This is a genomic window from Enterobacter cloacae complex sp. IR5403, assembly GCF_049238705.1.
Taxonomy (GTDB): Bacteria; Pseudomonadota; Gammaproteobacteria; order Enterobacterales; family Enterobacteriaceae; genus Enterobacter; species Enterobacter hormaechei_C.
On sequence record NZ_JBMKHP010000010.1, the window covers coordinates 101,481 to 125,604 of the forward strand.

General features: G+C 58.7%; 20 protein-coding genes. 14 read left to right on the plus strand and 6 right to left on the minus strand.

The window, feature by feature from the left end; all coding sequences use genetic code 11:
* The first annotated feature begins 12 nt into the window (after window positions 1-12).
* Both pmbA and cybC read left to right on the plus strand, forming a co-directional pair.
* Window positions 13-1,365, plus strand: coding sequence for a metalloprotease PmbA (gene pmbA / locus ACOTW6_RS15010; protein ID WP_062932461.1), 1,353 nt, complete (start codon window positions 13-15; stop codon window positions 1,363-1,365).
* Window positions 1,366-1,407: 42 nt separating this feature from the next.
* The gene (cybC, locus tag ACOTW6_RS15015) at window positions 1,408-1,794 is read left to right on the plus strand and encodes a cytochrome b562 (RefSeq protein ID WP_062932460.1); all 387 of its coding nucleotides are present in this window, start codon (window positions 1,408-1,410) and stop codon (window positions 1,792-1,794) included.
* A gap of 70 nt (window positions 1,795-1,864) precedes the next feature.
* On the opposite strand, the gene ACOTW6_RS15020 is transcribed toward cybC, so the two are convergent.
* The gene (locus ACOTW6_RS15020; RefSeq protein WP_017383916.1) at window positions 1,865-2,020 is read right to left on the minus strand and encodes a Hok/Gef family protein; all 156 of its coding nucleotides are present in this window, start codon (window positions 2,018-2,020) and stop codon (window positions 1,865-1,867) included.
* A 416-nt stretch (window positions 2,021-2,436) separates the two neighbouring features.
* Here ACOTW6_RS15020 and ACOTW6_RS15025 point away from each other — a divergent pair, with 416 nt between their 5' ends.
* The 10 genes from ACOTW6_RS15025 (at window position 2,437) to ACOTW6_RS15070 (ending at window position 11,101) form a co-directional block, all read left to right on the plus strand.
* Window positions 2,437-2,775 (plus strand): PRD domain-containing protein, encoded by a 339-nt coding sequence (locus tag ACOTW6_RS15025; protein ID WP_026080657.1) that lies wholly within the window; start codon window positions 2,437-2,439, stop codon window positions 2,773-2,775.
* 10 nt (window positions 2,776-2,785) lie between these two features.
* Complete coding sequence (locus ACOTW6_RS15030; protein WP_006810339.1) at window positions 2,786-3,148, plus strand: SFCGS family glycine-rich protein; 363 nt, start codon at window positions 2,786-2,788, stop codon at window positions 3,146-3,148.
* A gap of 2 nt (window positions 3,149-3,150) precedes the next feature.
* Window positions 3,151-3,450, plus strand: coding sequence for a DUF4312 family protein (locus ACOTW6_RS15035; protein WP_062932459.1), 300 nt, complete (start codon window positions 3,151-3,153; stop codon window positions 3,448-3,450).
* Between the two features lie 22 nt (window positions 3,451-3,472).
* Window positions 3,473-4,249, plus strand: coding sequence for a DUF4311 domain-containing protein (locus tag ACOTW6_RS15040; RefSeq protein ID WP_006810337.1), 777 nt, complete (start codon window positions 3,473-3,475; stop codon window positions 4,247-4,249).
* A 13-nt stretch (window positions 4,250-4,262) separates the two neighbouring features.
* Window positions 4,263-4,904: a DUF4310 family protein gene (locus ACOTW6_RS15045; protein WP_015572508.1), complete on the plus strand. Its 642-nt coding sequence runs from the start codon at window positions 4,263-4,265 to the stop codon at window positions 4,902-4,904.
* 42 nt (window positions 4,905-4,946) lie between these two features.
* Window positions 4,947-6,080: an amidohydrolase/deacetylase family metallohydrolase gene (locus ACOTW6_RS15050; RefSeq protein ID WP_062932458.1), complete on the plus strand. Its 1,134-nt coding sequence runs from the start codon at window positions 4,947-4,949 to the stop codon at window positions 6,078-6,080.
* Window positions 6,064-7,182 carry a DgaE family pyridoxal phosphate-dependent ammonia lyase gene (locus ACOTW6_RS15055; protein ID WP_047052598.1) on the plus strand — a complete coding sequence of 373 codons (1,119 nt, stop codon included), beginning with the start codon at window positions 6,064-6,066 and terminating at the stop codon, window positions 7,180-7,182. Before ACOTW6_RS15050 ends, ACOTW6_RS15055 begins: the two co-directional genes overlap by 17 nt.
* On the plus strand, window positions 7,179-7,919 hold the full coding sequence (dagF, locus tag ACOTW6_RS15060) for a 2-dehydro-3-deoxy-phosphogluconate aldolase (protein WP_062932457.1): 741 nt from the start codon (window positions 7,179-7,181) through the stop codon (window positions 7,917-7,919). The genes ACOTW6_RS15055 and dagF overlap by 4 nt, the downstream gene beginning before the upstream one ends.
* 115 nt (window positions 7,920-8,034) lie before the next feature.
* Window positions 8,035-9,171 (plus strand): lactonase family protein, encoded by a 1,137-nt coding sequence (locus ACOTW6_RS15065; protein ID WP_062932456.1) that lies wholly within the window; start codon window positions 8,035-8,037, stop codon window positions 9,169-9,171.
* 19 nt (window positions 9,172-9,190) lie between these two features.
* Window positions 9,191-11,101, plus strand: a complete 1,911-nt coding sequence (locus ACOTW6_RS15070; protein WP_062932455.1) for a BglG family transcription antiterminator — start codon at window positions 9,191-9,193, stop codon at window positions 11,099-11,101.
* 32 nt (window positions 11,102-11,133) lie between these two features.
* Here ACOTW6_RS15070 and nrdG read toward each other — a convergent pair whose 3' ends face one another.
* The 5 genes from nrdG to treR all read right to left on the minus strand — a co-directional run bounded on the left by nrdG (window position 11,134) and on the right by treR (window position 18,426).
* Window positions 11,134-11,598 carry an anaerobic ribonucleoside-triphosphate reductase-activating protein gene (gene nrdG, locus ACOTW6_RS15075; protein WP_045333420.1) on the minus strand — a complete coding sequence of 155 codons (465 nt, stop codon included), beginning with the start codon at window positions 11,596-11,598 and terminating at the stop codon, window positions 11,134-11,136.
* Between the two features lie 127 nt (window positions 11,599-11,725).
* Window positions 11,726-13,864, minus strand: coding sequence for an anaerobic ribonucleoside-triphosphate reductase (gene nrdD / locus ACOTW6_RS15080; RefSeq protein WP_023305323.1), 2,139 nt, complete (start codon window positions 13,862-13,864; stop codon window positions 11,726-11,728).
* Window positions 13,865-14,237: 373 nt separating this feature from the next.
* The gene (gene treC, locus ACOTW6_RS15085; protein ID WP_213789236.1) at window positions 14,238-15,881 is read right to left on the minus strand and encodes an alpha,alpha-phosphotrehalase; all 1,644 of its coding nucleotides are present in this window, start codon (window positions 15,879-15,881) and stop codon (window positions 14,238-14,240) included.
* Between the two features lie 51 nt (window positions 15,882-15,932).
* A complete protein-coding gene (gene treB / locus ACOTW6_RS15090) occupies window positions 15,933-17,351 on the minus strand; it encodes a PTS trehalose transporter subunit IIBC (RefSeq protein WP_003863402.1) in 1,419 nt (472 codons plus the stop codon).
* 127 nt (window positions 17,352-17,478) lie between these two features.
* A complete protein-coding gene (treR, locus tag ACOTW6_RS15095; RefSeq protein ID WP_213789237.1) occupies window positions 17,479-18,426 on the minus strand; it encodes a trehalose operon repressor TreR in 948 nt (315 codons plus the stop codon).
* A gap of 386 nt (window positions 18,427-18,812) precedes the next feature.
* On the opposite strand from treR, the gene mgtA reads away from it, so the two are divergent.
* Complete coding sequence (gene mgtA / locus ACOTW6_RS15100) at window positions 18,813-21,521, plus strand: magnesium-translocating P-type ATPase (protein WP_213789238.1); 2,709 nt, start codon at window positions 18,813-18,815, stop codon at window positions 21,519-21,521.
* A 202-nt stretch (window positions 21,522-21,723) separates the two neighbouring features.
* Complete coding sequence (locus ACOTW6_RS15105; RefSeq protein WP_213789239.1) at window positions 21,724-24,108, plus strand: beta-N-acetylhexosaminidase; 2,385 nt, start codon at window positions 21,724-21,726, stop codon at window positions 24,106-24,108.
* Window positions 24,109-24,124 lie beyond the last annotated feature (16 nt).

Genomic DNA, 24,124 nt, shown 5'->3' on the forward strand with positions numbered 1-24,124 from the left:
CTCTCTTACAGTATGGCATTTGCGATGAAAGTAACCTCACAAGTTGAAGCGCAGCGTAAGATCCTGGAAGAAGCCGTCTCCACCGCGCTGATGCTCGCTTCAGGTAAATCAGATGGCGCCGAAGTGGCGGTCAGCAAAACCACCGGCATTAGCGTGAGCACCCGCTATGGCGAAGTGGAGAATGTAGAATTTAATAGCGATGGCGCGCTGGGGATCACCGTGTATCACCAGAATCGCAAAGGCAGCGCGTCGTCTACCGATCTGAGCCCGGATGCCATCGCCCGTACGGTGCAGGCGGCGCTGGATATCGCGCGTTACACCTCCCCGGACCCTTACGCTGGCGTGGCCGATAAAGAGCTGCTGGCGTTTGACGCGCCGGATCTCGATCTGTTCCATCCCGCGGAAGTGACGCCGGATGAAGCCATTGAGCTGGCCGCGCGAGCCGAGCAGGCCTCTTTGCAGGCTGACAAACGCATCACCAATACCGAAGGCGGCAGCTTTAACAGCCACTACGGCATTAAAGTGTTTGGTAACTCCCATGGCATGTTGCAGGGGTACTGCTCAACCCGCCACTCGCTTTCCAGCTGCGTCATCGCCGAAGAAAACGGCGATATGGAGCGTGATTACGCGTATACCATTGGCCGCGCGCTGGGAGATTTGCAGTCTCCGGAGTGGGTGGGAAAAGCGTGCGCCGAACGCACGCTGTCTCGCCTGTCGCCGCGTAAACTCTCCACCATGAAAGCCCCGGTCATTTTTGCCAACGAAGTGGCAACCGGTCTGTTTGGTCATCTGGTGGGGGCGATTGCGGGCGGTTCGGTGTACCGTAAATCGACCTTCCTGCTCGACTCGCTGGGCAAGCAGATCCTGCCGGAATGGCTGACCATCGAAGAGCACCCACACCTGCTGAAAGGGCTGGCCTCCACGCCGTTCGACAGCGAAGGCGTACGCACGGAACGTCGTGATATCGTGAAAGACGGCATTCTGACCCAGTGGCTGCTGACCAACTACTCCGCGCGTAAGCTGGGGCTGAAAAGCACCGGGCACGCGGGCGGCATTCATAACTGGCGCATTGCCGGACAGGGCCTGAATTTTGAACAGATGCTGAAAGAGATGGGCACCGGCCTGGTGGTCACCGAGCTGATGGGGCAGGGCGTGAGCGGTATCACCGGCGACTACTCTCGCGGTGCAGCGGGCTTCTGGGTCGAAAACGGTGAAATTCAGTATCCGGTGAGCGAAATCACCATCGCCGGCAACCTGAAGGACATGTGGCGCAATATTGTTACGGTCGGTAACGATATTGAAACACGCAGCAATATTCAGTGTGGTTCTGTATTACTGCCGGAGATGAAAATCGCCGGGCAATAATCCCTGTAAGAGCGTGATTAATAATAAAAAAGGAAGTGAGCAATGCGTAAACACCTGTTAGCGATCGTCGCGGCTTCAACGCTGGTTCTTGGCTCATCTGCGTTTGCTGCCGATCTCGAAGACAACATGGACATCCTCAGTCAAAACCTGAAGGTGGTGCAGAAAACCGACAATGCGGCGGAAATGAAAGACGCACTGACGAAGATGCGTGAAGCCGCGCTGGATGCGCAAAAAGCGACGCCGCCGAAGCTGGAAAGCAAAGCGGCGGACAGCGCCGAGATGAAAGACTACCGTCACGGCTTTGACGTGCTGGTCGGCCAGATTGACGGCGCGCTGAAGCTGGCGAACGAAGGCAAAGTGAAGGAAGCCCAGGCGGCAGCCGATCAGTTTGTCGCGACCCGCAACACGTACCACAAAAAGTATCGTTAATTGGGTGCCTGAGCTGTACGTCCTCTCCCCGTATGCGGAGGCGCATGATGCGCCCCCGCATCGTTGCTCCCTACTTGCCGGAGCGACAATCCATCCGCGCTGTCACTTCAAGCGAGCCGTTACGAAAACGGATCTCGCACAGTGTTTTCCTCGTCACCAGCGTTAAGATGATTATTGTCAAAGAAATAATCATCAAAACCCCGATACTTGGGTTTCTGCGTTTCATGGATGCCTCCTTGCTTTAAAGCGGGCGAGGTAGCGAACTCCACGGTCCGACGTGTCGTTTCGAGCCCCCGCCCTGATTTTTTATCAGGCGGGGCTTTCCACTTTCCGTCCCATGCCTGAGACGGTCAGTCTCAAGCACCCGCCGCCACTCTAGCGAATCTCCATAAGAAAACCTTATCCACGTCACATTTCTACGAGCCTGCTCGTAATCTTTTCCACTCCGCTTAGCAGTCTACTGCCGCGTAATAGCGTGATATTCATCACGTAAATCTAGCGATTTATACAGATTCACCGCATTTATGTGGCACAGATCACTGCCGCTGCTCGCCTTTCCACTTCGAAGTGGAAAACAACTCGCTACAAACAATTCCCCCTCGACGTTAGTTTTATTCCAGAGCCATTAACGGGGTAAGACGAGTGATTAACGGAGCGGTAATGAACGACGTTGGGGAACAGGCGGTGCAAACAGAACAGCTCGCGAACACCATGCTTCAGCAGGTCTACGCCCTGCTGGCCCGGCACAACATCATTCCCAACGCGGTACAGGAGCAGATGCTGACCTCCCACGTTCGCGCAATGGCGCACCGGTCCGTGACCGGCGAGCCGCTGCCGGAGGTTGAAGCAGAGCTGTTCGACGAAATTTCACCAGATTCAATGCAACTCGCCCGTGAAGTGGTAGCGCAGTTCGGCAACCTTCCTGATGAAGAGGCCTGGCTGCTCTCCGTTCACTTCGAAGTCGCGAAAGACAACCTTTAAGGAGCAACACATGGAACAGATTACAGTCGTGATTGGCGATCGCCTGGGTAAAGGTCAGAAAGTGGCTGCGGGTGTGGAAAAAGCCGGCGGACGCGCGGTTGTCGTACCGGGCATGGCAGCGGATATGAAGCTCGGTGACGTGATGAAAGCAGAAAACGCCACCTTCGGGATCTCCTTCTGCGGCAGCGGCGGCGCGGGCGCCATCACCGCTCAGACCAAATATGGCTACAAGGCCAAATACGGCATGCGCTCCGTGGATGAGGGGGTGACCGCCATCAACGAAGGCTGCAACGTGCTGGGCTTTGGCTTTATGGATAAAGAAGAGCTGGGCGAGCGTCTGGTACAGGCGTGGCAGAAGAAATACGGCGCGTAAGTATGAAAGAACAGTTCACAACCACGGTGAGAGTGAAGGGGAAGGGCGACGCCAAAGCGTGCGCCTTTGCCGACGCCCTCAACCACGTTCAGGCCGCGGTGATGAAAGCCTCACCGCATATCTTACTGCGTATTGAGCCACAGGATGTGCAGGTTGTTCAGGCGCAAGAAGCGGTGCGAAAAGAAGCGTTTCTGTTCTTCTTTTTGCGCCGGGAAAGACGCACCTACAGCGTGGAGCTGGATGTGACCGTCAACGTGACCGCCATCAATCTCGACCAGGTGGACTTCGTCACGCAACGCTGATTATTCATAAAAGGGCAGACTGATGTTCTTAATTATATTAATAAAATCGCTCATCATTGGCGGCCTGGTTGGCGTCGGTGTTGGCGCCGGGGCTGCACGCATGTTTCATGCGCCTACCACTCAGGGTATGGGCGCGTTTCGTACGTTGGGGGAACTGAACTCCTGCGAAGGGGATCCGGCGTCCCACTTCTCCTTTGGGTTAGGTTTCTTCTTTAACGCCTGGGCCTCTTCCGTGGCCGCAGGTGCCTTCACACAGGACGTTGACCACCGCATCATCCCGAACTGGGGTGCTGCTGCACTGATGATCAAAAACCGTAACGTCGGTGAAACGCTGCATGACCCGCGCAAAATGGCGATTGCCTGCGGCATCATCGGCATGATTGTCGTGACCTTCCTTAACCTGACCGCCTCCTCCGTTCCGGCAGCGCTTCAGGTCACCGCCGTGAAGGTGCTGGTACCGGCGGCTAACCTGCTGGTCAACACCGTCATGCCGGTGATCTTCTGGCTGGCGGCCATCGACGCGGGTAAAAAATCGGGCTTCTGGGCCACCATCTTCGGCGGCGCGGCGCAGCTGATCATGGGTAACGCCGTACCGGGTCTGGTACTGGGTATTCTGATCGGTAAAGGCGTGGAAGAGAGCGGCTGGAACCACGTCACCAAAGTGATGATGGCGGCGATCGTCCTGCTGTTCGTGCTGAGCGGCTTCTTCCGCGGCTTCGACATGAAGATGATCGAATCCTTCCATCTGACCGTGCCGAACTGGCTCGACATGATCCACAACTCGCTCAGCGGTAAATAACAGGAGCCTCTAAATGGAACAGAATAAAGGTTTTTGGTATGCCGACTGGTCGTTCCCGATCTTCGTTGGCCTGCTCTCCTCCGGCGTCTTCGCCGGGACGCACATGTACTACCTCTACGGCATCGGCGCGTTTAACGAAGTGGCCTTCGTGGCGATGCTGAAAGCGGGAATCGATACCGGCGTCTACGGCGCGGTGGCGGCATTTGGCGCGAGCTTCCTGTTCGCCCGAATTATCGAAGGGTCGCTGGTGGGTATTCTTGATATCGGCGGGGCGATCCAGACCGGCGTGGGCCTCGGCGTACCGGCGCTGCTGCTGGGCGCGGGGATCATGTTCCCGGTGACCAACTTCATTGCCGCGCTGATTACCGGCCTGGTGATTGGCCTGGCGATTGGCTACGTCATCATCCTGGCGCGCAAGTTCACCATCAACCAGAGCAACTCCACCTACGGTGCAGACGTGATGATGGGCGCGGGTAACGCCTCCGGCCGCTTCCTCGGGCCGTTGATTATCCTCAGCGCCATGACCGCCTCCATTCCAATCGGCGTCGGTTCGCTGGTGGGCGCGCTGCTGTTCTACATCTGGCAGAAGCCGATTACCGGTGGCGCCATCCTCGGCGCAATGATTTTGGGCTGGCTGTTCCCGGTCGCCCTTTAATACCCGCGGGCGCTTCGGTGCCCGCTTTATCAGGAGATCCTCATGTTTGATTTACTCCTGCGCCGTGCGCGCCTCGCCGACGATACCCTGACCGATATCGCCATTCAGGACGGGAAGATTGCCGCGACAGGCGACATTGACGCTCCCGCCCGCAAAACGGTTGAGCTTAACGGTGACGTGTTCGTCAGCGCGGGCTGGATTGACTCCCACGTCCACTGCTACCCGAACTCCCCAATTTACCACGACGAGCCGGACAGCGTGGGCATTGCCACCGGCGTCACCACCGTGGTGGACGCGGGCAGTACCGGCGCCGACGACGTGGACGATTTTTACGCCATCACCCGCAAAGCCTCCACCGAGGTGTTTGCCCTGCTGAACATCTCCCGCGTGGGGCTGATCGCCCAGAACGAGCTGGCCAATATGGCGAATATTGACGCCGACGCGGTGAAGCAGGCGGTGAAGCGCCACCCGGATTTTATCGTTGGCCTGAAGGCGCGCATGAGCAGCAGCGTGGTCGGTGAAAACGGCATCACCCCGCTGGCGCGCGCGAAAGCGATTCAGAAAGAGAACGGCGACCTGCCGCTGATGGTCCACATCGGCAACAACCCGCCGAACCTCGATGAGATTGCCGAGCTGCTGAGCTCCGGCGACATCATCACCCACTGCTACAACGGCAAGCCAAACCGCATTCTGACGCCTTCCGGCGAGCTGCGCGCCTCCATCACCTCCGCCCTGAAGCGCGGCGTGCGTCTGGACGTCGGCCACGGCACGGCGAGCTTTAGCTTTGAGGTGGCGAAACGCGCCATCGCGATGGGCATTCTGCCGCACACCATCAGCTCGGATATCTACTGCCGCAACCGCATCAACGGCCCGGTCCGCTCGCTGGCGAGCGTGATGTCGAAATTCCTCGCCATCGGCATGTCATTGCCGCAGGTGATTGACTGCGTCACCGCCAACGCCGCCGACGGCCTGCGCCTGACGCGCAAAGGCCGCATTCAGTCTGGCCTCGACGCCGATCTGACGCTGTTTACCCTCAAGCGCCAGCCGACGGTGCTGACGGATGCCGAAAACGACAGCCTACAGGCTGAACACATTCTGGTGCCGCTTGCCGCGATCCGCGCGGGCAAGGGCTACATGACCGAACAAGGGAGCACGGAACATGCCTTCGATTTATGAGAAGTACAACTTAAAGCAGGTTATCAACACCTCTGGCCGCATGACGGCGCTGGGTGTCTCCACGCCGCGCCCGGAAGTGGTGCAGGCGGCAATGGACGGCATGAATCACTACTTCGAGATGAAGGATCTGGTCAATAAAACCGGGGAATACATCGCGAAGCTGCTGGAGGTGGAAGGGGCGACGGTGGTCTCCTGCGCGTCGGCGGGCATTGCCCAGTCCGTGGCGGCGGTGCTGGTGAAAGACAGCGACTGGCTGCTGGAAAACCTGCACGTCACACCGATTGAAAACAACGAAATCGTCCTGCCGAAAGGCCACAACGTGAACTTTGGCGCGCCGGTCGGCACCATGGTGGCGCTGGGCGGCGGCAGGCTGGTGGAAGCGGGCTACGCCAACGAATGCTCTGCCGATCAGCTGGCGGCGGCGATCACCCCGCGCACGGCGGCGATCCTCTACATTAAATCGCACCACTGCGTGCAGAAAAGCATGCTCAGCGTTGAGCAGGCGGCGGTTGTGGCGCGTAAACACGACTTACCACTGATCGTTGATGCCGCGGCGGAAGAAGATCTGCATACCTATTACCGATCCGGCGCCGATCTGGTGATCTACAGCGGCGCGAAGGCGATTGAAGGGCCAACCAGCGGCCTGGTGATCGGCAAAACCCAGTACGTTGAGTGGGTGAAGCGCCAGACGGCGGGCATTGGCCGCGCGATGAAGGTGGGCAAAGAGGGCATTCTTGGCCTGACCTGCGCCATCGAACACTACCTGACGGCCACCAAAGAGAGCGGGGCCGAGATGGTGGCGAAGATGACGCCGTTTATCGACGCGTTGAACACCCTGAACGGCGTCACCGCGCGCGTGGTCTGGGACAGCGCCGGACGCGACATCGCCCGCACCGAGATTAAGTTCGACGAAGCCACCACCGGCGTTGGCACCGGTGAACTGGTGAACGCGCTGAAGCAGGGCGAATACGCCATTTACTTCCGTGGCTATAAAGCCAACGAAGGGATTATCGAAGCGGACGTGCGCAGCGTAAATGCTGACCAGCTGAACATCGTGTACCGCCGCATTAGCGAAGTATTAGGACAGGAGAAAAACGCATGAAACTGACCCCCAACTTTTACCGTGACCGCGTCTGCCTGAACGTGCTGGCAGGCTCAAAGGCCAACGCCAGCGCCATTTACGAGGCGGCGGAAGGTCATGTGCTGGTGGGCGTGCTCTCCAAAAATTACCCGGACGTGGCGAGCGCGGTTGCGGACATGCGCGAATACGCAGCCCTGATTGATAATGCGCTCTCCGTGGGGCTGGGTGCGGGCGACCCGAACCAGTCGGCGATGGTGAGTGAAATCTCCCGCCAGGTGCAGCCGCAGCACGTTAACCAGGTCTTTACCGGCGTGGCCACCAGCCGCGCGCTGCTGGGGCAGAATGAGTCGGTGGTCAACGGCCTCGTCTCCCCGACCGGTACCGTCGGCATGGTTAAAATATCCACCGGCCCGCTGAGCAGCAACGCGCCGGACGGCATTGTGCCGGTAGAAACCGCTATCGCCCTGCTGAAAGATTTCGGCGGTAGCTCAATCAAGTACTTCCCGATGGGCGGCCTGAAATGCCGTGACGAATACCAGGCGGTGGCGGAAGCCTGCGCCCGTCACGACTTCTGGCTGGAGCCGACCGGAGGTATCGATCTGGAAAACTATGAGGCGATCTTGCAGATCGCCCTCGACGCGGGCGTGAGCAAAATCATCCCGCATATCTACAGCTCGATTATCGATAAAGCCAGCGGTGATACGCGTCCGGAAGATGTGCGTACGCTGCTGGCGATGACGAAGAAGCTGGTTAAGTAGAACCTGCCCCTCACCCTAACCCTCTCCCACCGGGAGAGGGAACCTTTACCCCCTCTCCCTTTGGGAGAGGGCTGGGGTGAGGGGAAACAAACCGCACACACCCGAAGGAGCCACCATGCACACCCGTACCCTGCTTGTCGCTTCACTCTCTTTACTTGCTACCTCTGCTATCGCTCAAACCCAGTACGCCTGGGTGGGCACCTACAACCCCAACGGCGAAGGGCTGTACCGCTTTACCGTCGACCCGCAAACCGGTGCGCTGAACGATAAAACACTGGTGAGCAAACTGCCGAACGCCGCGCAGTTAACCGTCTCACACGACGGCAAAACGCTGTATCTGGCAAGCGAAGTGGAGCAGGGCGTGGTGCAGGCGTTGCGCATCGGCGATAACGGCGCGCTGAGCGAGCTGAATCAGGTGGCCTCCGGCGGCGCGGGGCCGGTGTATCTTTCCCTGACGCCGAACGGCAAACATCTGCTGGTGGCAAACTACGTCAGCGGAACTGTTGCGGTACTGCCCGTTAACGCAGACGGCAGCCTGGGCGATGCTACGGACACCCATCAGGACAAAGGCGAACCGGGCGCGGCGAAGCCGGAAGCTGCCGTCGAGGGCAGTTTTGCCATCAGCGATCATAACGGCCCGCATGCGCACATGATCGCCGCCGATCCGAGCGGGAAATACGTTTTTTCCACCGATCTCGGGCTGGATCGCATCTATCAGTACTGTTTTGACGATCAAACCGGAAAGCTGACCCCGAACGATCCGCCGTTTATCAGCGCCTCCTCAAAAGGGGCCGGGCCGCGCCACTTCGTCTTTACGCCGAAAGGCGATGCCCTGTGGCTGATTAACGAAGAGGCGTCTACGCTCACCCATTATGCGCTGGACAGTAATGGCAGGCTGAAAGAGGGTAAAACGGTTTCAGCCCTGCCGGACGGTTATAAAGGCACCAGTTTTGCTGCCGGGCTGGCGCTAAGCGCCGACGGGAAGCAGCTGTATGTCGCTAACCGTTTGCATAACAGCATCGGGCACTTTACCGTAACGGCGGAGGGTACGCTGACGCATCAGGATGATGTCTGGACGCGCGGCGACTATCCGCGCACCCTGACGCTCGATAAGCAGGGTCGCTGGCTGTACGTCATGAACCAGCGCAGCGACAACATCACCCGTTTCCGCGTGGCGCCGGACGGCAAGCTGAGCGCCGAGCCAGACTATACCCCGGTCGGCAGCCCATCCCAGATGGTCATTTCACCCTGAGCAGTAAGAGGACAACGACGTGCGATTTCCGAACCAACGTTTAGCGCAACTTTTCGATCTGTTGCAAAACGAGACGCTGCCGCAGGACGAGCTGGCGCAGCGGCTGTCGGTCTCCACGCGAACCGTCCGGGCGGATATCACCGCCCTGAACGCGCTGCTGGCCAGCCACGGCGCGCAGTTCATTTTGAGCCGGGGCAACGGCTATCAGCTCAAAATTAATGATGTGACGCGCTATCAGCAATTGCAGGCGTCCCACCCGCGCGCGCTGCGCATTCCGCGAACCGGACCGGAGCGCGTGCACTATCTGGTGGTGCGTTTTCTGACGTCTGCCTTTTCCCTCAAGCTGGAGGATCTGGCCGATGAGTGGTTCGTCAGCCGGGCCACGTTGCAGAGCGACATGGTGGAAGTGCGTGAGTGGTTTCACCGTTATAACCTGACGCTGGAAACCCGCCCGCGCCACGGCATGAAGCTGTTTGGCAGCGAGATGGCGATCCGCGCCTGCCTGACCGACCTCCTGTGGGAGCTGGCGCAGCAGGACAGCCTCAACCCGCTGGTGACCGACGTGGCGCTGAATGCGGGCGTGGCGGAAAAGATGGTGCCGGTGCTGCACGATGCGCTGACGCGCCATCACATTCGCCTGACCGATGAAGGCGAGCTGTTCCTGCGCCTGTACTGCGCGGTGTCGGTGCGGCGCATCAGCGAGGGGTATCCGCTGCCGGAATTCCACGCGGAAGACGTGGAAGAGAACGTGCGTGAGGCGGCGAAAGATATCGCGGTGGCTATCCAGGAGCTGGCGGGCAAAGCGCTTTCGCCGTCAGAAGAGAGCTGGCTGTGCGTGCACATTGCGGCGCGGCAGATCCAGGAGATCGCCCCGAGCGCCATTAACGCCGACGACGACGAAGCCCTGGTCAACTACATTCTGCGCTACATCAACACCCACTATAACTACAACCTGCTGAGCGATGAGCAACTGCATGCAGATCTGCTCACGCACATCAAAACCATGATCACCCGCGTGCGGTATCAAATCATGATCCCCAATCCGCTGCTGGATAACATCAAGCAGCACTACCCGATGGCGTGGGATATGACCCTCGCGGCGGTGTCGAGCTGGGGCAAATACACCCCGTATGTGATCAGCGAAAACGAAATTGGTTTTCTGGTGCTGCATATCGGCGTTGGGCTGGAGCGCCATTACAACATCGGCTACCAGCGCCAGCCGCGGGTGCTGCTGGTATGCGACGCCGGTAACGCGATGGTACGCATGATCGAGGCGGTGCTTCAGCGTAAATACCCGCAGATTGAGGTGACGCGCACGCTCACCCTGCGCGAGTACGAGCTTGCCGATGCCATCGCCGAAGACTTTGTGATCTCCACCGCCCGCGTGAGCGAAAAATCCAAACCGGTGGTGATGATCGCCCCGTTCCCGACCGATTATCAGTTAGAGCAGATCGGCAAGCTGGTGCTGGTGGATCGCACCCGCCCGTGGATGCTGGAAAAATACTTCGACGCGGCCCATTTCCGCATTCTCGACAAGCCTGTCGACCAGCAAACGCTGTTCCGCGAACTGTGCGGGCAGCTTGAAAGGGAAGGTTTTGTTGGCGCGGAGTTTCTGGATTCGGTTATCGAGCGTGAAGCCATCGTCAGCACCATGCTCGGCGACGGCATCGCGCTGCCGCACTCCCTCGGCCTGCTGGCGCAAAAAACGGTGGTCTACACCGTGCTGGCGCCGCAGGGCATTCAGTGGGGAGATGAAACCGCCCATGTCATCTTCCTGCTCGCCATCAGCAAAAGCGAGTACGAAGAGGCAATGGCGATTTACGACATCTTTGTCACCTTCCTGCGTGAACGCGCGATGGCGCGCCTGTGCCAGTGCGAGAATTTTGCGGCGTTTAAGGCTGAAGCGATGGAGAGTTTGAGTCGGTTTTGACGTTCAGGCGGACAGAGGATATCCGCCTTCATTCAACGCAGATGATGCACAACCTGGTTGCTGCTGCCGCGCCAGATAAGCATAGGATCTTTTAGATCCTGCACGAACTTGCCGTCGACCAGAACGTTAATCAGATCCACCACTTCCATCTGCTGCGCATTCAGTTCATCCAGCTTATAGCCCGTCCAGACCCAGATGTCTTTTCCCGCGCACTCGCGGCGGATGCGTTTTACCAGCTTCAGGATCGCCGGCACGTTTTGCGGATGGAGCGGGTCGCCGCCGGAGAGCGAGATCCCCTGGCGTTTGATGCGCGTGTCGTTCAGGTCGTTGATGATGCGATCTTCCATCTCAGCGGTAAACGGCATACCCGAGTTCAGGCGCCACGTGCTTTTGTTGTAGCAGCCGGGGCACTCGTGAACGCAGCCTGATACAAACAGGGTACAGCGGGTGCCGGGGCCGTTGACGATGTCGACGGGGTAGTACTGATGGTATCGCATAGAAAATGTCCAGAGAATGTGTGCGCGCTGATGCCCTCACCCCGGCCCTCTCCCACAGGGAGAGGGGGAAGAGTTCCCTCTCCCTTGAGGGAGAGGGGTAGGGTGAGGGGGAAACCCTGCGCAGAACTTACCCGATCTGCCCATTCCCCAGATGTTTCACCCTGCGCTTCACCTCCTCCTGCTTACCGGCGTTAAACGGACGGGCATCCGGGCTGCCGAGGTAGCCGCACACGCGGCGGGTCACGGAGACGCGGGCTGCATCGTGATTACCGCATTTCGGGCAGGTGAAGCCTTTGCTGGTGCACTCGAATTCTCCGGTAAAGCCGCACTCGTAGCACTCGTCGATTGGCGTGTTGGTTCCGTAGTACGGCACGTGCTGATAGCTGTAATCCCACACGTCTTCCAGCGCCTTCAGGTTGTGCTGAATGTTCGGGTACTCGCCGTAGCAGATAAAACCGCCGTTCGCGATGGGCGGATAGGCCGCTTCAAAGTCGATCTTGTCGTACGGGTTCACCTTCTTCTCCACGTCGAGGTGGAAGCTGTTGGTGTAGTAACCTTTGTCGGTCACGCCTTCCACGATGCCGAACTCAGCGGTGTCCAGACGGCAGAAGCGATCGCAGAGGTTTTCGCTCGGCGTGCTGTACAGGCTGAAACCGTAGCCAGTTTCCTCTTTCCACTGGTCTACCGCATCGCGCAGGCGCTGCACAATCGCGATACCCTTCTCACGCAGGGCGTCGTTGTCATAGATATGCTTGTCGCCAAACAGCGCGTTAATCGTTTCGTGAATGCCGATATAGCCAAGAGAGATCGACGCGCGGCCGTTTTTGAAGATCTCCGACACATCATCGTCCGCTTTCAGGCGCACGCCGCAGGCCCCTTCCATATAGAGAATTGGCGCGACGCGGGCTTTCACCCCTTCAAGACGGGCGATGCGGGTCATCAGCGCCTTACGTGCCAGCTGTAAACGTTCATCCAGCAGCGTCCAGAAGGCCGCTTCATTCCCTTTGGCTTCCAGCGCGATGCGCGGCAGGTTCAGGCTGATGACGCCCAGGTTGTTGCGCCCGTCGTGGATCTGCTCGCCGTTCTCATCCTCGTACACGCCGAGGAAGCTGCGGCAGCCCATTGGCGTTTTAAACGAACCCGTGACTTTTACCACCTGGTCGTAGTTGAGGATATCCGGGTACATTCGCTTGCTCGCGCACTCCAGCGCCAGCTGCTTGATGTCATAGTTCGGATCGCCAAATTTATGGTTCAGGCCGTCGCGGATGGCGAACACCAGTTTCGGGAATACCGCCGTTTTGCGATTTTTACCGAGGCCGGAGATACGGTTACGCAGTATGGACTGCTGGATCAGACGGGATTCCCAGCTGGTGCCGAGGCCAAACCCGAAGGTCACAAACGGCGTCTGGCCGTTGGCGGTGTGCAGCGTGTTTACCTCATATTCCAGCGACTGGAACGCGTCGTAGCACTCTTTCTCGGTGCGGGAACGGGCGTAACCGTCGGCATCCGGGATCTGCCACTCTTCCGCCGTTTTACGGTGTTTGTTGAAGCTTTCGGTCACGAACGGGGCCAGCACTTCATCGATGCGGTTAATGGTGGTGCCGCCATAGATGTGGCTCGCCACCTGGGCGATGATCTGCGCCGTGACCGCCGTCGCGGTGGAGATGGATTTCGGCGGCTCAATCTCGGCGTTACCCATTTTAAAACCGTGGGTCAGCATGCCTTTCAGGTCGATCAGCATGCAGTTAAACATCGGGAAGAACGGCGAGTAGTCGAGATCGTGATAGTGGATCTCACCGCGTTCGTGCGCTGATACCACATCGCGCGGCAGCAGATGCTGGCGGGCATAGTGCTTGGCGACGATACCGGCCAGCAGGTCGCGCTGGGTTGGGATCACTTTGCTGTCTTTGTTGGCATTTTCATTGAGCAGCGATGAGTTGGTTTGCTCTACCAGGCCGCGGATCTCCTGGTTCAGGCGACCGCGTTTCTCACGCTGGACGTCACGGTCGTGTCGATACTCAATGTAGGCGCGCGCCAGCTGCTTGTACGGACCAGACATCAGCTGGTTTTCAACCGCGGTCTGGATCTCGTTGATATCCACCTGGCTGCGTTCATGCATCTGGCTGCTAACGACTTCTGCGACGGTGGCGCAGTAATCTGCGTCATCGACTCCCGCTGCTTTAGCTGCACGCAGAATGGCTTCTTTGATGCGCTCTGATTTAAACGGCACTTTACAGCCATCACGTTTCATCACATGCGGTGTCATGATCACTCCATTTTAAAAACAGGTTATCCACAGAGGTGGAGAAGTATTCACCGGGCGTATTCCTCGCCGCGGCAAAGACTTCCCGCGTGCCCAGCCCGTGTTATCCACAATTCCGGCCAGCGTAAGCGCCGTCTTGTTGTTGGAATAGTAGACGATAAATACAAGATGTTGGGTCGGCGTGCATTTTAAGTGCTACATATAGTGATTTGCATCAAACAAGTTTGCGATTTTTTTGATGCAGAACAAAGTAAAAAGACGAGAGTACAAACGGCGGGCGCTGGGGCAATTGTAAAGACGCGAAGGAAAAATCTGATTAATTATTCAACAAAAACAGCAAAGTAAGCCGGACACGGCATCGTGCCCGGCGGAGGAATTACTGCTTTAACCACCACACGGCTTCAAACGGACGAAGCGTTGAGGTTTGAGGGGCGGGGTAGTTACTTATCACCACCTGCGACTCGCCGCTGAGAGCGTCCGCTTGCCATTCCTGAGGCGAATGACTCAGATTCGCCACCACCATCAGCGTTTGTCCCTGCCACTGGCGGCGGTAGCACCACAGGGAAGGGTGGTCAGGCAGGAGATCCTCATAATCCCCCCACGTCATTACCGGCAGGGTTTTGCGCAGGCGAATCAGCGACTGATAGGTGTAGAACACCGAATCGGGGTCATCCAGCGCCGCGCGGGCGTTCACGGTTTCGTAGTTGTCGCAGACGCCAATCCACGGCTCGGCCTCGGTAAAGCCCGCATTGTGCGAGGCGTCCCACTGCATCGGCGTGCGGCCATTATCGCGTGACTTACTCGCCAGAATCGCCAGAAGTTCATCCGTATCGCGACCGTTAGCCCGCTGTTCGGCGAACATGTTCAGGCTTTCTACGTCGCGGTAGTCGGTGATTCGGCTGAAATGCGGGTTGGTCATACCCAGCTCTTCACCCTGGTAGATATACGGCGTGCCCTGCATCCCGTGCAGCACCATGCCGAGCATTTTCGCCGCCGCCACGCGGTGTTCCCCTTCGTCACCAAAGCGCGACACGATGCGCGGCTGGTCATGGTTACACCAGAACAGCGCGTTCCAGGCTTTGTTGTGCATCCCCTGCTGCCAGTGGCGGAAAAGGGTTTTTAGCGCCACGAAGTCCGGCTTCGCCTTCGTCCATTTTTCGCCGCCGGGGTAGTCCACCTTGAGGTGGTGGAAGTTAAAGGTCATCGACAGCTCGCGGCCGTCAAGAGATGCGTACTGCTGGCAGTTCTCCAGCGAGGTGGAGGACATCTCGCCCACCGTCATCAGGTTACGCGGCGTAAAGACGTCGCGGCTCATCTCCTGAAGATATTCGTGGATGCGCGGCCCGTCAGTGTAGAAGCGGCGACCGTCGCCGAGGGTATCGTCCGGGAAATCCTGATCTTTTGAAATCAGGTTGATGACGTCCAGACGCAAGCCGTCCACGCCGCGATCGGCCCAGAACTCGCACACTTTTTTCAGCTCGGCGCGCACCGCCGGGTTTTCCCAGTTGAGATCCGCCTGCTCTGGCGCGAACAGGTGCAGATAATACTGCTCGCTTTCGGCGTGCCAGCGCCAGGCGTTGCCGCCAAATTTGGAGCGCCAGTTGTTGGGAAGCGTATCCGGCGTACCGTCGCGCCAGATATAGAACTGGCGGTACGGACTCGCTTTATCCAGCGATTCACGGAACCAGGCGTGCTGCGTGGACGTGTGGTTAAAGACCATATCCAGCACGATGCGGATGCCGCGTTCATGCGCCCGGGCAACCAGCTCGTCAAAGTCGTCCAGCGTGCCGTAGGCCGGATCGATGGCAGTGTAGTTCGCCACGTCGTAACCGTTATCCACCTGCGGGGAGATATAAAACGGCGTCAACCAGATGGCGTCAATGCCGAGGGTTTTCAGGTAGTCCAGGCGCTGCGTCACGCCGCGCAGATCGCCCGTGCCGCTGCCGGTGGTGTCCTGGAAACTCTTTGGGTAAATCTGATAGATGACGCCGTTCTGCCACCAATGAGGAAGGGTATTCATAGTGCGTTCCTGCAAATGCGAAGGGGCGCAACTGCGCCCCGAAAGAGAGAATTAAACAATCTGCAACGTGCCCTGACGGAACTTACGCTGGTAAACCACGGTAGTCAGCGCCATTGGGATGATAATCGCCACCGCCATCGCCAGCGCAAATACCTGCCAGAACGCGGGCTGAATGGAGAGGATCCCCGGCAGGCCGCCGACGCCAATCCCGTTCGCCATCACGCCGTTCAGGCCGCACAGCAAGCCCGCCAGACCGGAGCCGATCATCGCGCAGAGCATCGGGAAGCGGTATTTCAGGTTGATACCGTACATCGCCGGTTCCGTGACGCCGAGGTAGGCGGAGATAGCAGCCGGAACGGAGATCTCACGCTCGTTGTGCTTACGGCTGACGATGATGATGCCGGTTACCGCCGAGGCCTGCGCAATGTTAGACAGGGCGATGATCGGCCAGACAGGCGTACCGCCGAGGCTCTGGATCATCTGCATATCGATCGCCAGCGTGGTCTGGTGCACGCCGGTGATCACCAGCGGAGCGTACAGGAAGCCAAACAGCGCGGCACCGATTGGCGCGAAGCTGCCGGTCATCAGGTGACGGACCGCGAAGGCCACGCCGTCGCCAATCATGCGGCCAAACGGACCGATAAAGGCATGCGCCAGGAACACCGCCAGGATCAGCGAGCAGACCGGGACCACCACCAGATAGAGGTAATCCGGCACGATGCGCTTCAGGCGCGTCTCAATAAAGCCCAGCGCCAGACCCGCCAGCAAGGCCGGGATCACCTGTGCCTGATAGCCCACTTTGGCGATGGTAAACAGGCCGAAGTTCCACACCTCTGGCGTTTGCTGACCAAGTAAGTAAGCGTTCATTAACTGCGGAGAGACCAGCGTCACGCCGAGCACGATACCGAGAATTGGCGTTCCGCCCATTTTGCGCACCGCGGACCAGCAGATCCCGACCGGCAGATAGAAGAAGATCGCTTCGCCAATCAGCCACAGGAAGTCATAGATGCTTTGCAGCGCCGGGTACATCTGCGCCAGGGTTTTGCCGTCGCTCATTGGCACATCGCCGATGACGTTACGGAAGCCCAGAATTAAGCCCCCGCTAATCAGCGCTGGCAGCAGCGGGAAGAAGATCTCCGCAAAATGGGAAATCAGCTGCTCATGCCATTTCATATTCTGGCGCGCGGCCTTCTTCGCCTGCTCTTTATCGGCGGAAGAGTGCCCGGTAGTCGCCAGCAGAGCCTGATAGTAATCGCCCACTTCGGTACCAATCACCACCTGGAACTGCCCGGCGTTGGTGAAGCAGCCTTTAACCATGGAAAGCTCTTCAATGGCCTTCGGGTTGGCTTTGGCCGGATCGTTCAGCACGAAGCGCAGGCGGGTAATGCAATGGCTGACGGTGGCGATGTTATCGCGTCCGCCGACCAGGACGATCAGCTGATCGATATCTGTTTGTTTGACTTTACTCATCATGAAACCTCATGACAGATGGTGATAGGGGTTATGACCTGTGCGCAAGCCTACTCCTTCAACGTGACGGCGAAAATGGGAACGTTCCCGAAATCGGGCGAAGATCACAATAATCTATTCAAAAGAATTATGAGAGATGGGCAGGAATAACGATCTGACGGGGTTCGGTACGCCCGGTAATCTGCTCGATCAGCTGCGCGGCTGCCTGCCGCCCAGACTCGGCGTAACCCGGATCAACGCTGATAATCTCCGGGTGTAAGAACTTCATCAGCGGCGTGCTTCCCACGCTCGCTAATTGCAGCTCCCCGATGCGCTGCTCCTGCAAATATTTGCTCGCACCTAATGCCAGAGTATCCGTGGCGCATACCAGGGCGGTAGTTTGTGGCGTCAGCACGCTGGCGACCTGTTCATATCCCTGTTTCATACCCAGACCAGGCAGCGCGGCCATGGCGGGGAGATTGTGTTTTTTACAAAACGCCAGGTACGCTTCATGGCGACGCTTGCCGGTGGTGATGTCGGCATGGGGCACGCCGAGATAGCTGATATGCCGATGGCCCTGTTCATACAGGCGCTGCATCAGGATCACGATCGCCCCTTCGTCATCGTAACAGACAGAGGCAAACCCGCTGGCGTCGCGCGCCAGCAGCACCAGTGACGGTTGCCAGGGTTTGAGCACGTCCTCTTTTAGCCCGGTAAACCCGAACAGCACTACGCCATCAATGTTGCGGCGCTGAAGCATGCCGAGATGCTCCTCCACCATTTGCGCGGAGAACTTGCTCTCCATCATGATCGGATCGTAGCCCTGCTCGTAGAACGCGGGCAGCATGGTCTGTACGGCGAGGTTTTCGGAGAGGGAATCCAGACGCGAGACAATAATGGCGACCACTTTATCGCTCTGCCCGCGCATGGCGCGCGCGGAGCGGGAAGGGGAAAAACCGTGCTGATTCATCACCGCCTCGACGCGCTCGCGTGTGCGCTCGCTGACACCGCTTTCGTTGTTCAGCACGCGTGAGACAGTCGATTTCCCCACGCCGCTTAAACGCGCGATGTCTTTAATCGTAAGGCGGTTCTGCATGCTGTATTCCCTGTAACAACGATAAAATAATCAATTGAGCCTAATGCTATCCTGCGAATTCGCTATGGGCAAAGTCTGGTTTACGTTCGGTTTATTTGCAGGGCGTTATAATACCGCCCGATTAGTCACAAACGGTATGGATAAATCTCTATACTGCGCGCCGATACCCAACTTTTTACTTACCGGAGGCCACATGGATCCCGATCCCACACCTCTCCTGACCCGGAGAAAACCTTCTTACCGGTAAGCCAGCTTTTTGCTGTCTCACCGGCGTGAGGCAGCAACGTTCATACGTTCCTGCTTGATAAATTAAGTGCCTGACAGGTACGGCTTTGCCACGCCTGCGGGAAAACTGCGTCCGCCTTTGCGGATGCGGGGGAATGACTATGCTGAAAAATATCACCCGGCAGCTGCAAGCGCTGCTGAGCCGCCACCTGCCACATCGCCTGATTGCGCGCGATCCGCTGCCAAATGCCAACACCATGGCGGGAGCGGCAATCCCCGCTTCCCTGACCGAGCGCTGCCTGAACGTGGCGGCGATGGATGAAAATGAAGTCTGGCGCGCCTTTGGCGGCCACCCGGAAGGGCTTAACGCGCAAGAAGTGTCAAAAATCCGCGCGGAACATGGCGATAACCAGATCCCGGCGCAGAAACCCTCTCCCTGGTGGGTCCACCTGTGGCTCTGCTACCGCAACCCGTTCAACCTGCTGCTGACGGTGCTCGGGATTATCTCTTACGCCACTGAAGATCTGTTTGCCGCAGGCGTGATTGCCCTGATGGTGGGCATCTCCACGCTGCTGAACTTTATTCAGGAAGCGCGCTCCACCAAAGCGGCGGATGCGCTGAAAGCGATGGTCAGCAACACCGCCACCGTGTCGCGCGTGATTAACGACCTCGGCGAAAACGCCTGGATTGAGCTTCCCATTGACCAGCTGGTGCCGGGCGATCTGGTGAAGCTGGCGGCGGGGGACATGATCCCGGCGGATTTACGTATCATCCAGGCGCGGGATCTGTTCGTCGCGCAGGCGTCACTCACCGGTGAATCCCTTCCCGTAGAGAAGGTAGCGCGGACCCGCGATCCGCAGCAGATGAATCCGCTGGAGTGCGACACCCTGTGCTTTATGGGCACCACGGTGGTCAGCGGCACGGCGCAGGCGATTGTCACCGCCACCGGCGGCAATACCTGGTTTGGACAGCTTGCCGGACGCGTCAGCGAGCAGGAGAGCGAGCCGAATGCGTTCCAGAAAGGCATTGGCCGCGTCAGCATGCTGCTGATCCGCTTTATGATGGTCATGACGCCGATTGTCCTGCTGATCAACGGCTACACCAAGGGCGACTGGTGGGAGGCGGCGCTGTTCGCGCTCTCCGTGGCCGTTGGCTTAACGCCGGAAATGCTGCCGATGATTGTCACCTCCACGCTGGCGCGCGGGGCGGTCAAACTCTCTAAACAAAAGGTGATTGTTAAACACCTCGACGCCATCCAGAACTTTGGCGCGATGGACATCCTTTGCACCGATAAAACCGGCACCCTGACGCAGGACAAAATCGTGCTGGAGAACCACACCGATATCGCCGGAAAAACCAGCGAACGGGTGCTGTACAGCGCGTGGCTGAACAGCCACTACCAGACCGGGCTGAAAAACCTGCTCGACGTGGCGGTGCTGGAAGGGGTGGACGAGGAGTCTGCCCGCACGCTCTCCGGTCGCTGGCAGAAGGTGGATGAAATCCCGTTCGACTTCGAGCGCCGCCGCATGTCGGTGGTGGTCAGCGAGCAGGCGGACGTACATCAGCTGATCTGCAAAGGGGCATTGCAGGAGATCCTGAATGTTTCCACGCAGGTGCGCCATAACGGGGAGATCGTGCCGCTGGATGAGACCATGCTGCGCCGCATCAAACGCGTCACCGATAACCTGAACCGTCAGGGGCTGCGCGTGGTGGCGGTAGCCAGCAAGTTCCTGCCCGCGCGGGAAGGGGACTACCAGCGTATCGATGAATCCGATTTGATCCTCGAAGGTTACATCGCATTCCTCGATCCGCCGAAAGAGACCACCGCGCCCGCGCTGAAAGCGCTGAAAGCGAGCGGGATCACCGTCAAAATCCTGACCGGCGACAGCGAGCTGGTGGCGGCCAAAGTGTGCCACGAAGTGGGCCTGGACGCGGGTGACGTCGTCGTGGGGAGCGACATTGAGCACCTGTCCGACGATGAGCTGGCCGAGCTTGCCCAACGCACCACGCTGTTTGCCCGCCTGACGCCGATGCATAAAGAGCGCATCGTCACTCTGCTGCGTCGTGAAGGGCACGTAGTGGGCTTTATGGGCGACGGCATCAACGATGCGCCAGCCCTGCGTGCGGCGGATATCGGTATCTCCGTGGACGGCGCGGTGGATATCGCCCGTGAAGCGGCGGATATCATTCTGCTGGAAAAGAGCCTGATGGTGCTGGAGGAGGGCGTCATCGAAGGGCGTCGCACCTTCGCCAATATGCTCAAATACATCAAAATGACCGCCAGCTCCAACTTCGGCAACGTCTTCAGCGTGCTGGTGGCGAGCGCGTTTCTGCCGTTTCTGCCGATGCTGCCGCTGCACCTGCTGATCCAGAACCTGATGTACGATGTCTCTCAGGTGGCGATCCCGTTTGATAACGTGGACGACGAGCAGATCCAGAAGCCGCAGCGCTGGAACCCCGCCGATCTGGGGCGCTTTATGCTGTTCTTTGGGCCGATCAGCTCCATCTTTGACATTCTGACCTTCTGCCTGATGTGGTTTGTGTTCCACGCCAACACGCCGGAACACCAGACGCTGTTCCAGTCCGGCTGGTTCGTGGTGGGACTGCTGTCGCAGACGCTGATTGTGCACATGATCCGCACCCGTCGCATTCCGTTCATCCAGAGCCGTGCCGCGTGGCCGCTGATTGTGATGACGGGCATTGTGATGGCGCTCGGGATCGCGCTGCCGTTCTCGCCGCTGGCAAGCTACCTGCAACTTCAGGCGCTGCCGCTGAGCTACTTCCCGTGGCTGGTGGCGATCCTCGCGGGTTACATGGTGCTGACGCAGATGGTGAAAGGGTTCTATAGCCGTCGGTATGGGTGGCAGTAAATTATGTTTGCCGGGTGGCGGCTTCGCCTTACCCGGCCTACTCCCGAAACGTAGGCCCGGTAAGCGCAGCGCCACCGGGCAATAGCTTTCCTCCCAAATTCAACAACCTGTGATCTCTGTCGGCGCATTCGCTTGACGACAATTTGAGCGCATGTTAACAGAATGTTTTGCCTGTATTTGGCCCGTCAGATAAGGAACATTCATGTTACGGTACAGCCTCTTAACCGCCGGGCTTATGCTCGGCGCTTCCGCCTTTGCCGCCCCGGCAGGCGACCTTCCCTTAATGCCCTGGCCTGCGAAGGTTGAACGCCCGACCACTCAGGGCGCGCTGGTGCTTAACAATCAACTCTCTGTGAGCGTCAGCGGCGACGATCTGGGGGATGCGGTCAACCGCCTGCGCCAGCGCATTGCGCTGCAAACCGGCTGGACGCTTCAGCCGCAGGCCGAACAACCGGACAAGCCGACCATCCGCATCGCCATCGCCAAAAAGGTGAAGCCGCAGCCGCTGCCGGACAGCGATGAGAGTTATAAAATCACGGTGGACGCCAACGGCGTAAATATCTCCGCCAACACCCGCTTCGGCGCGCTGCGCGCCATGGAAACCTTGCTTCAGCTGATGCAGAACGGCGCCGAAAACACCTCGATCCCGTGGGTAACCATTGAAGATTCGCCGCGCTTCCCGTGGCGCGGGCTGCTGCTCGATTCGGCGCGCCACTTCCTCCCGATTCCGGATATTAAACGCCAGATCGACGGCATGGCCGCGGCAAAACTCAACGTTCTGCACTGGCACTTAACCGACGATCAGGGCTGGCGCTTTACCTCGAAGCGTTATCCGAAATTAACCCAGCTTGCCAGCGACGGGCTGTTCTACACCCCGGAGCAGATGCGCGAGATTGTGCGTTACGCTGCCGATCGCGGCATACGGGTGGTGCCGGAAATTGATATGCCCGGCCACGCCTCGGCGATTGCCGTCGCCTACCCGGAGCTGATGAGCGCGCCGGGGCCGTACGCCATGGAGCGCCACTGGGGCGTGCTGAAGCCAGTGCTGGATCCAACCAAAGAGGCAACTTATACCTTTGCCGACGCAATGGTCAGCGAACTGGCGGCGATCTTCCCGGATCCGTATCTGCATATTGGCGGCGATGAGGTTGACGACAGCCAGTGGAAAGCGAACGCTGCGATCCAGACGTTCATGCGCGACAACAAACTGGCGGACAGCCACGCGTTGCAGGCGTATTTCAACCGCAAGCTGGAGACGATCCTTGAGAAGCACCACCGGCAGATGGTTGGCTGGGATGAGATCTACCATCCCGATCTGCCGAAAAGCATTCTGATCCAGTCCTGGCAGGGGCAGGACGCGCTGGGGCAGGTGGCGCAGAACGGCTATAAGGGCATTCTCTCAACCGGTTTCTACCTCGATCAGCCGCAATCCACCGCCTACCACTACCGCAATGAAATTGTGCCGCAGGGGCTGAACGGCGTGGATGTGATAGCGGACACCGACAGCGTCCAGAGCTGGGCTTTCTCTATGCCGCGCCTGAAAGGCAAGCCGGTGGAAGGCAGCTTTACGCTGGTGAAAGGCGATGCTGGCTGGCGCGGATTTATTGATTTTGCCGGGAAATCGCGTCGGGCGGTGGATAACATTCAGTGGCGGGACGACAACCAGGTAACGTTTACCGTTGATACCTGGATGGGTGAAACGCGTCCGGTCGTTTCCGTTGAGAACGATAAGCTCAGCGGTTATTTCCTGGTGGGTAACGCCCGCTACCCGATCGACGGCACGCGTCTGGACTCGGTGCCAAAAGGCATACCGCCGGTGGTGCCGGACCCGGCGAACGAGGCCAATCTGCTCGGCGGCGAAGCCGCGCTGTGGGCGGAAAACGTGGTCGCGCCGGTGCTGGATATCCGTCTGTGGCCGCGCGCCTTTGCGGTGGCGGAGCGGCTATGGTCGGCGAAGGATGTCAACGACATCGACAACATGTATACCCGGCTCCAGGCGATGGACAGCTGGTCGACGGTGTCGGCTGGACTACAGCAGCATACCCAGCAGCAGGTGCAGTTCACCCGCCTCGCCAACAATGCGGATACCCTGCCGCTGCAAATTCTCGCCCAGGCGCTTGAACCGGCGCAGTATTACACCCGCCAGCATCTTAAGTTCCAGGCCGGAAACTATCATCAGTTTGAGCCGCTTAATCGCCTTGCAGATGCGCTTAACGCTGAAAGCGCCACCGTGCGTCAGATGAATAAATGGGCGGACCGTCTGGTGAGCGACGCGGAAGACACGGAAAGCGCCGATGCGCTGCGCCACGTCTTTAACCGCTGGCAGAACAACACCAGTGATGCGCTGGCCTTGAGTGAAAACAGCTATCAGCTGAAGGCCATAAAGCCGGTGATCCAGGAGGTGGATAAGCTGGCCTCGATTGGTCTGAGGCTGACGGATCTGGTGGCGCGTCAGGGCACGCTGGACGACAACGAGATCGCGTCGATCCAGAGCGAACTGGATAACGCGGCGACGATCCAGGACGAGGTGGTGATTGCGGCGGTGTACCCGCTGGAGACGCTGCTTAGGGCGACGCGGAATCAGTAGTAAAGAACCCTCACCC

Coding starts and splice junctions, on each gene's coding strand:
- pmbA (WP_062932461.1), top strand. CDS start 13: ATGGCATTTGCGATGAAAGTAACCTCACAAGTTGAAGCGCAGCGTAAG.
- cybC (WP_062932460.1), top strand. CDS start 1,408: ATGCGTAAACACCTGTTAGCGATCGTCGCGGCTTCAACGCTGGTTCTT.
- ACOTW6_RS15020 (WP_017383916.1), bottom strand. CDS start 2,020: ATGAAACGCAGAAACCCAAGTATCGGGGTTTTGATGATTATTTCTTTG.
- ACOTW6_RS15030 (WP_006810339.1), top strand. CDS start 2,786: ATGGAACAGATTACAGTCGTGATTGGCGATCGCCTGGGTAAAGGTCAG.
- ACOTW6_RS15035 (WP_062932459.1), top strand. CDS start 3,151: ATGAAAGAACAGTTCACAACCACGGTGAGAGTGAAGGGGAAGGGCGAC.
- ACOTW6_RS15040 (WP_006810337.1), top strand. CDS start 3,473: ATGTTCTTAATTATATTAATAAAATCGCTCATCATTGGCGGCCTGGTT.
- ACOTW6_RS15045 (WP_015572508.1), top strand. CDS start 4,263: ATGGAACAGAATAAAGGTTTTTGGTATGCCGACTGGTCGTTCCCGATC.
- ACOTW6_RS15050 (WP_062932458.1), top strand. CDS start 4,947: ATGTTTGATTTACTCCTGCGCCGTGCGCGCCTCGCCGACGATACCCTG.
- ACOTW6_RS15055 (WP_047052598.1), top strand. CDS start 6,064: ATGCCTTCGATTTATGAGAAGTACAACTTAAAGCAGGTTATCAACACC.
- dagF (WP_062932457.1), top strand. CDS start 7,179: ATGAAACTGACCCCCAACTTTTACCGTGACCGCGTCTGCCTGAACGTG.
- ACOTW6_RS15065 (WP_062932456.1), top strand. CDS start 8,035: ATGCACACCCGTACCCTGCTTGTCGCTTCACTCTCTTTACTTGCTACC.
- nrdG (WP_045333420.1), bottom strand. CDS start 11,598: ATGCGATACCATCAGTACTACCCCGTCGACATCGTCAACGGCCCCGGC.
- nrdD (WP_023305323.1), bottom strand. CDS start 13,864: ATGACACCGCATGTGATGAAACGTGATGGCTGTAAAGTGCCGTTTAAA.
- treC (WP_213789236.1), bottom strand. CDS start 15,881: ATGAATACCCTTCCTCATTGGTGGCAGAACGGCGTCATCTATCAGATT.
- treB (WP_003863402.1), bottom strand. CDS start 17,351: ATGAGTAAAGTCAAACAAACAGATATCGATCAGCTGATCGTCCTGGTC.
- treR (WP_213789237.1), bottom strand. CDS start 18,426: ATGCAGAACCGCCTTACGATTAAAGACATCGCGCGTTTAAGCGGCGTG.
- mgtA (WP_213789238.1), top strand. CDS start 18,813: ATGCTGAAAAATATCACCCGGCAGCTGCAAGCGCTGCTGAGCCGCCAC.
- ACOTW6_RS15105 (WP_213789239.1), top strand. CDS start 21,724: ATGTTACGGTACAGCCTCTTAACCGCCGGGCTTATGCTCGGCGCTTCC.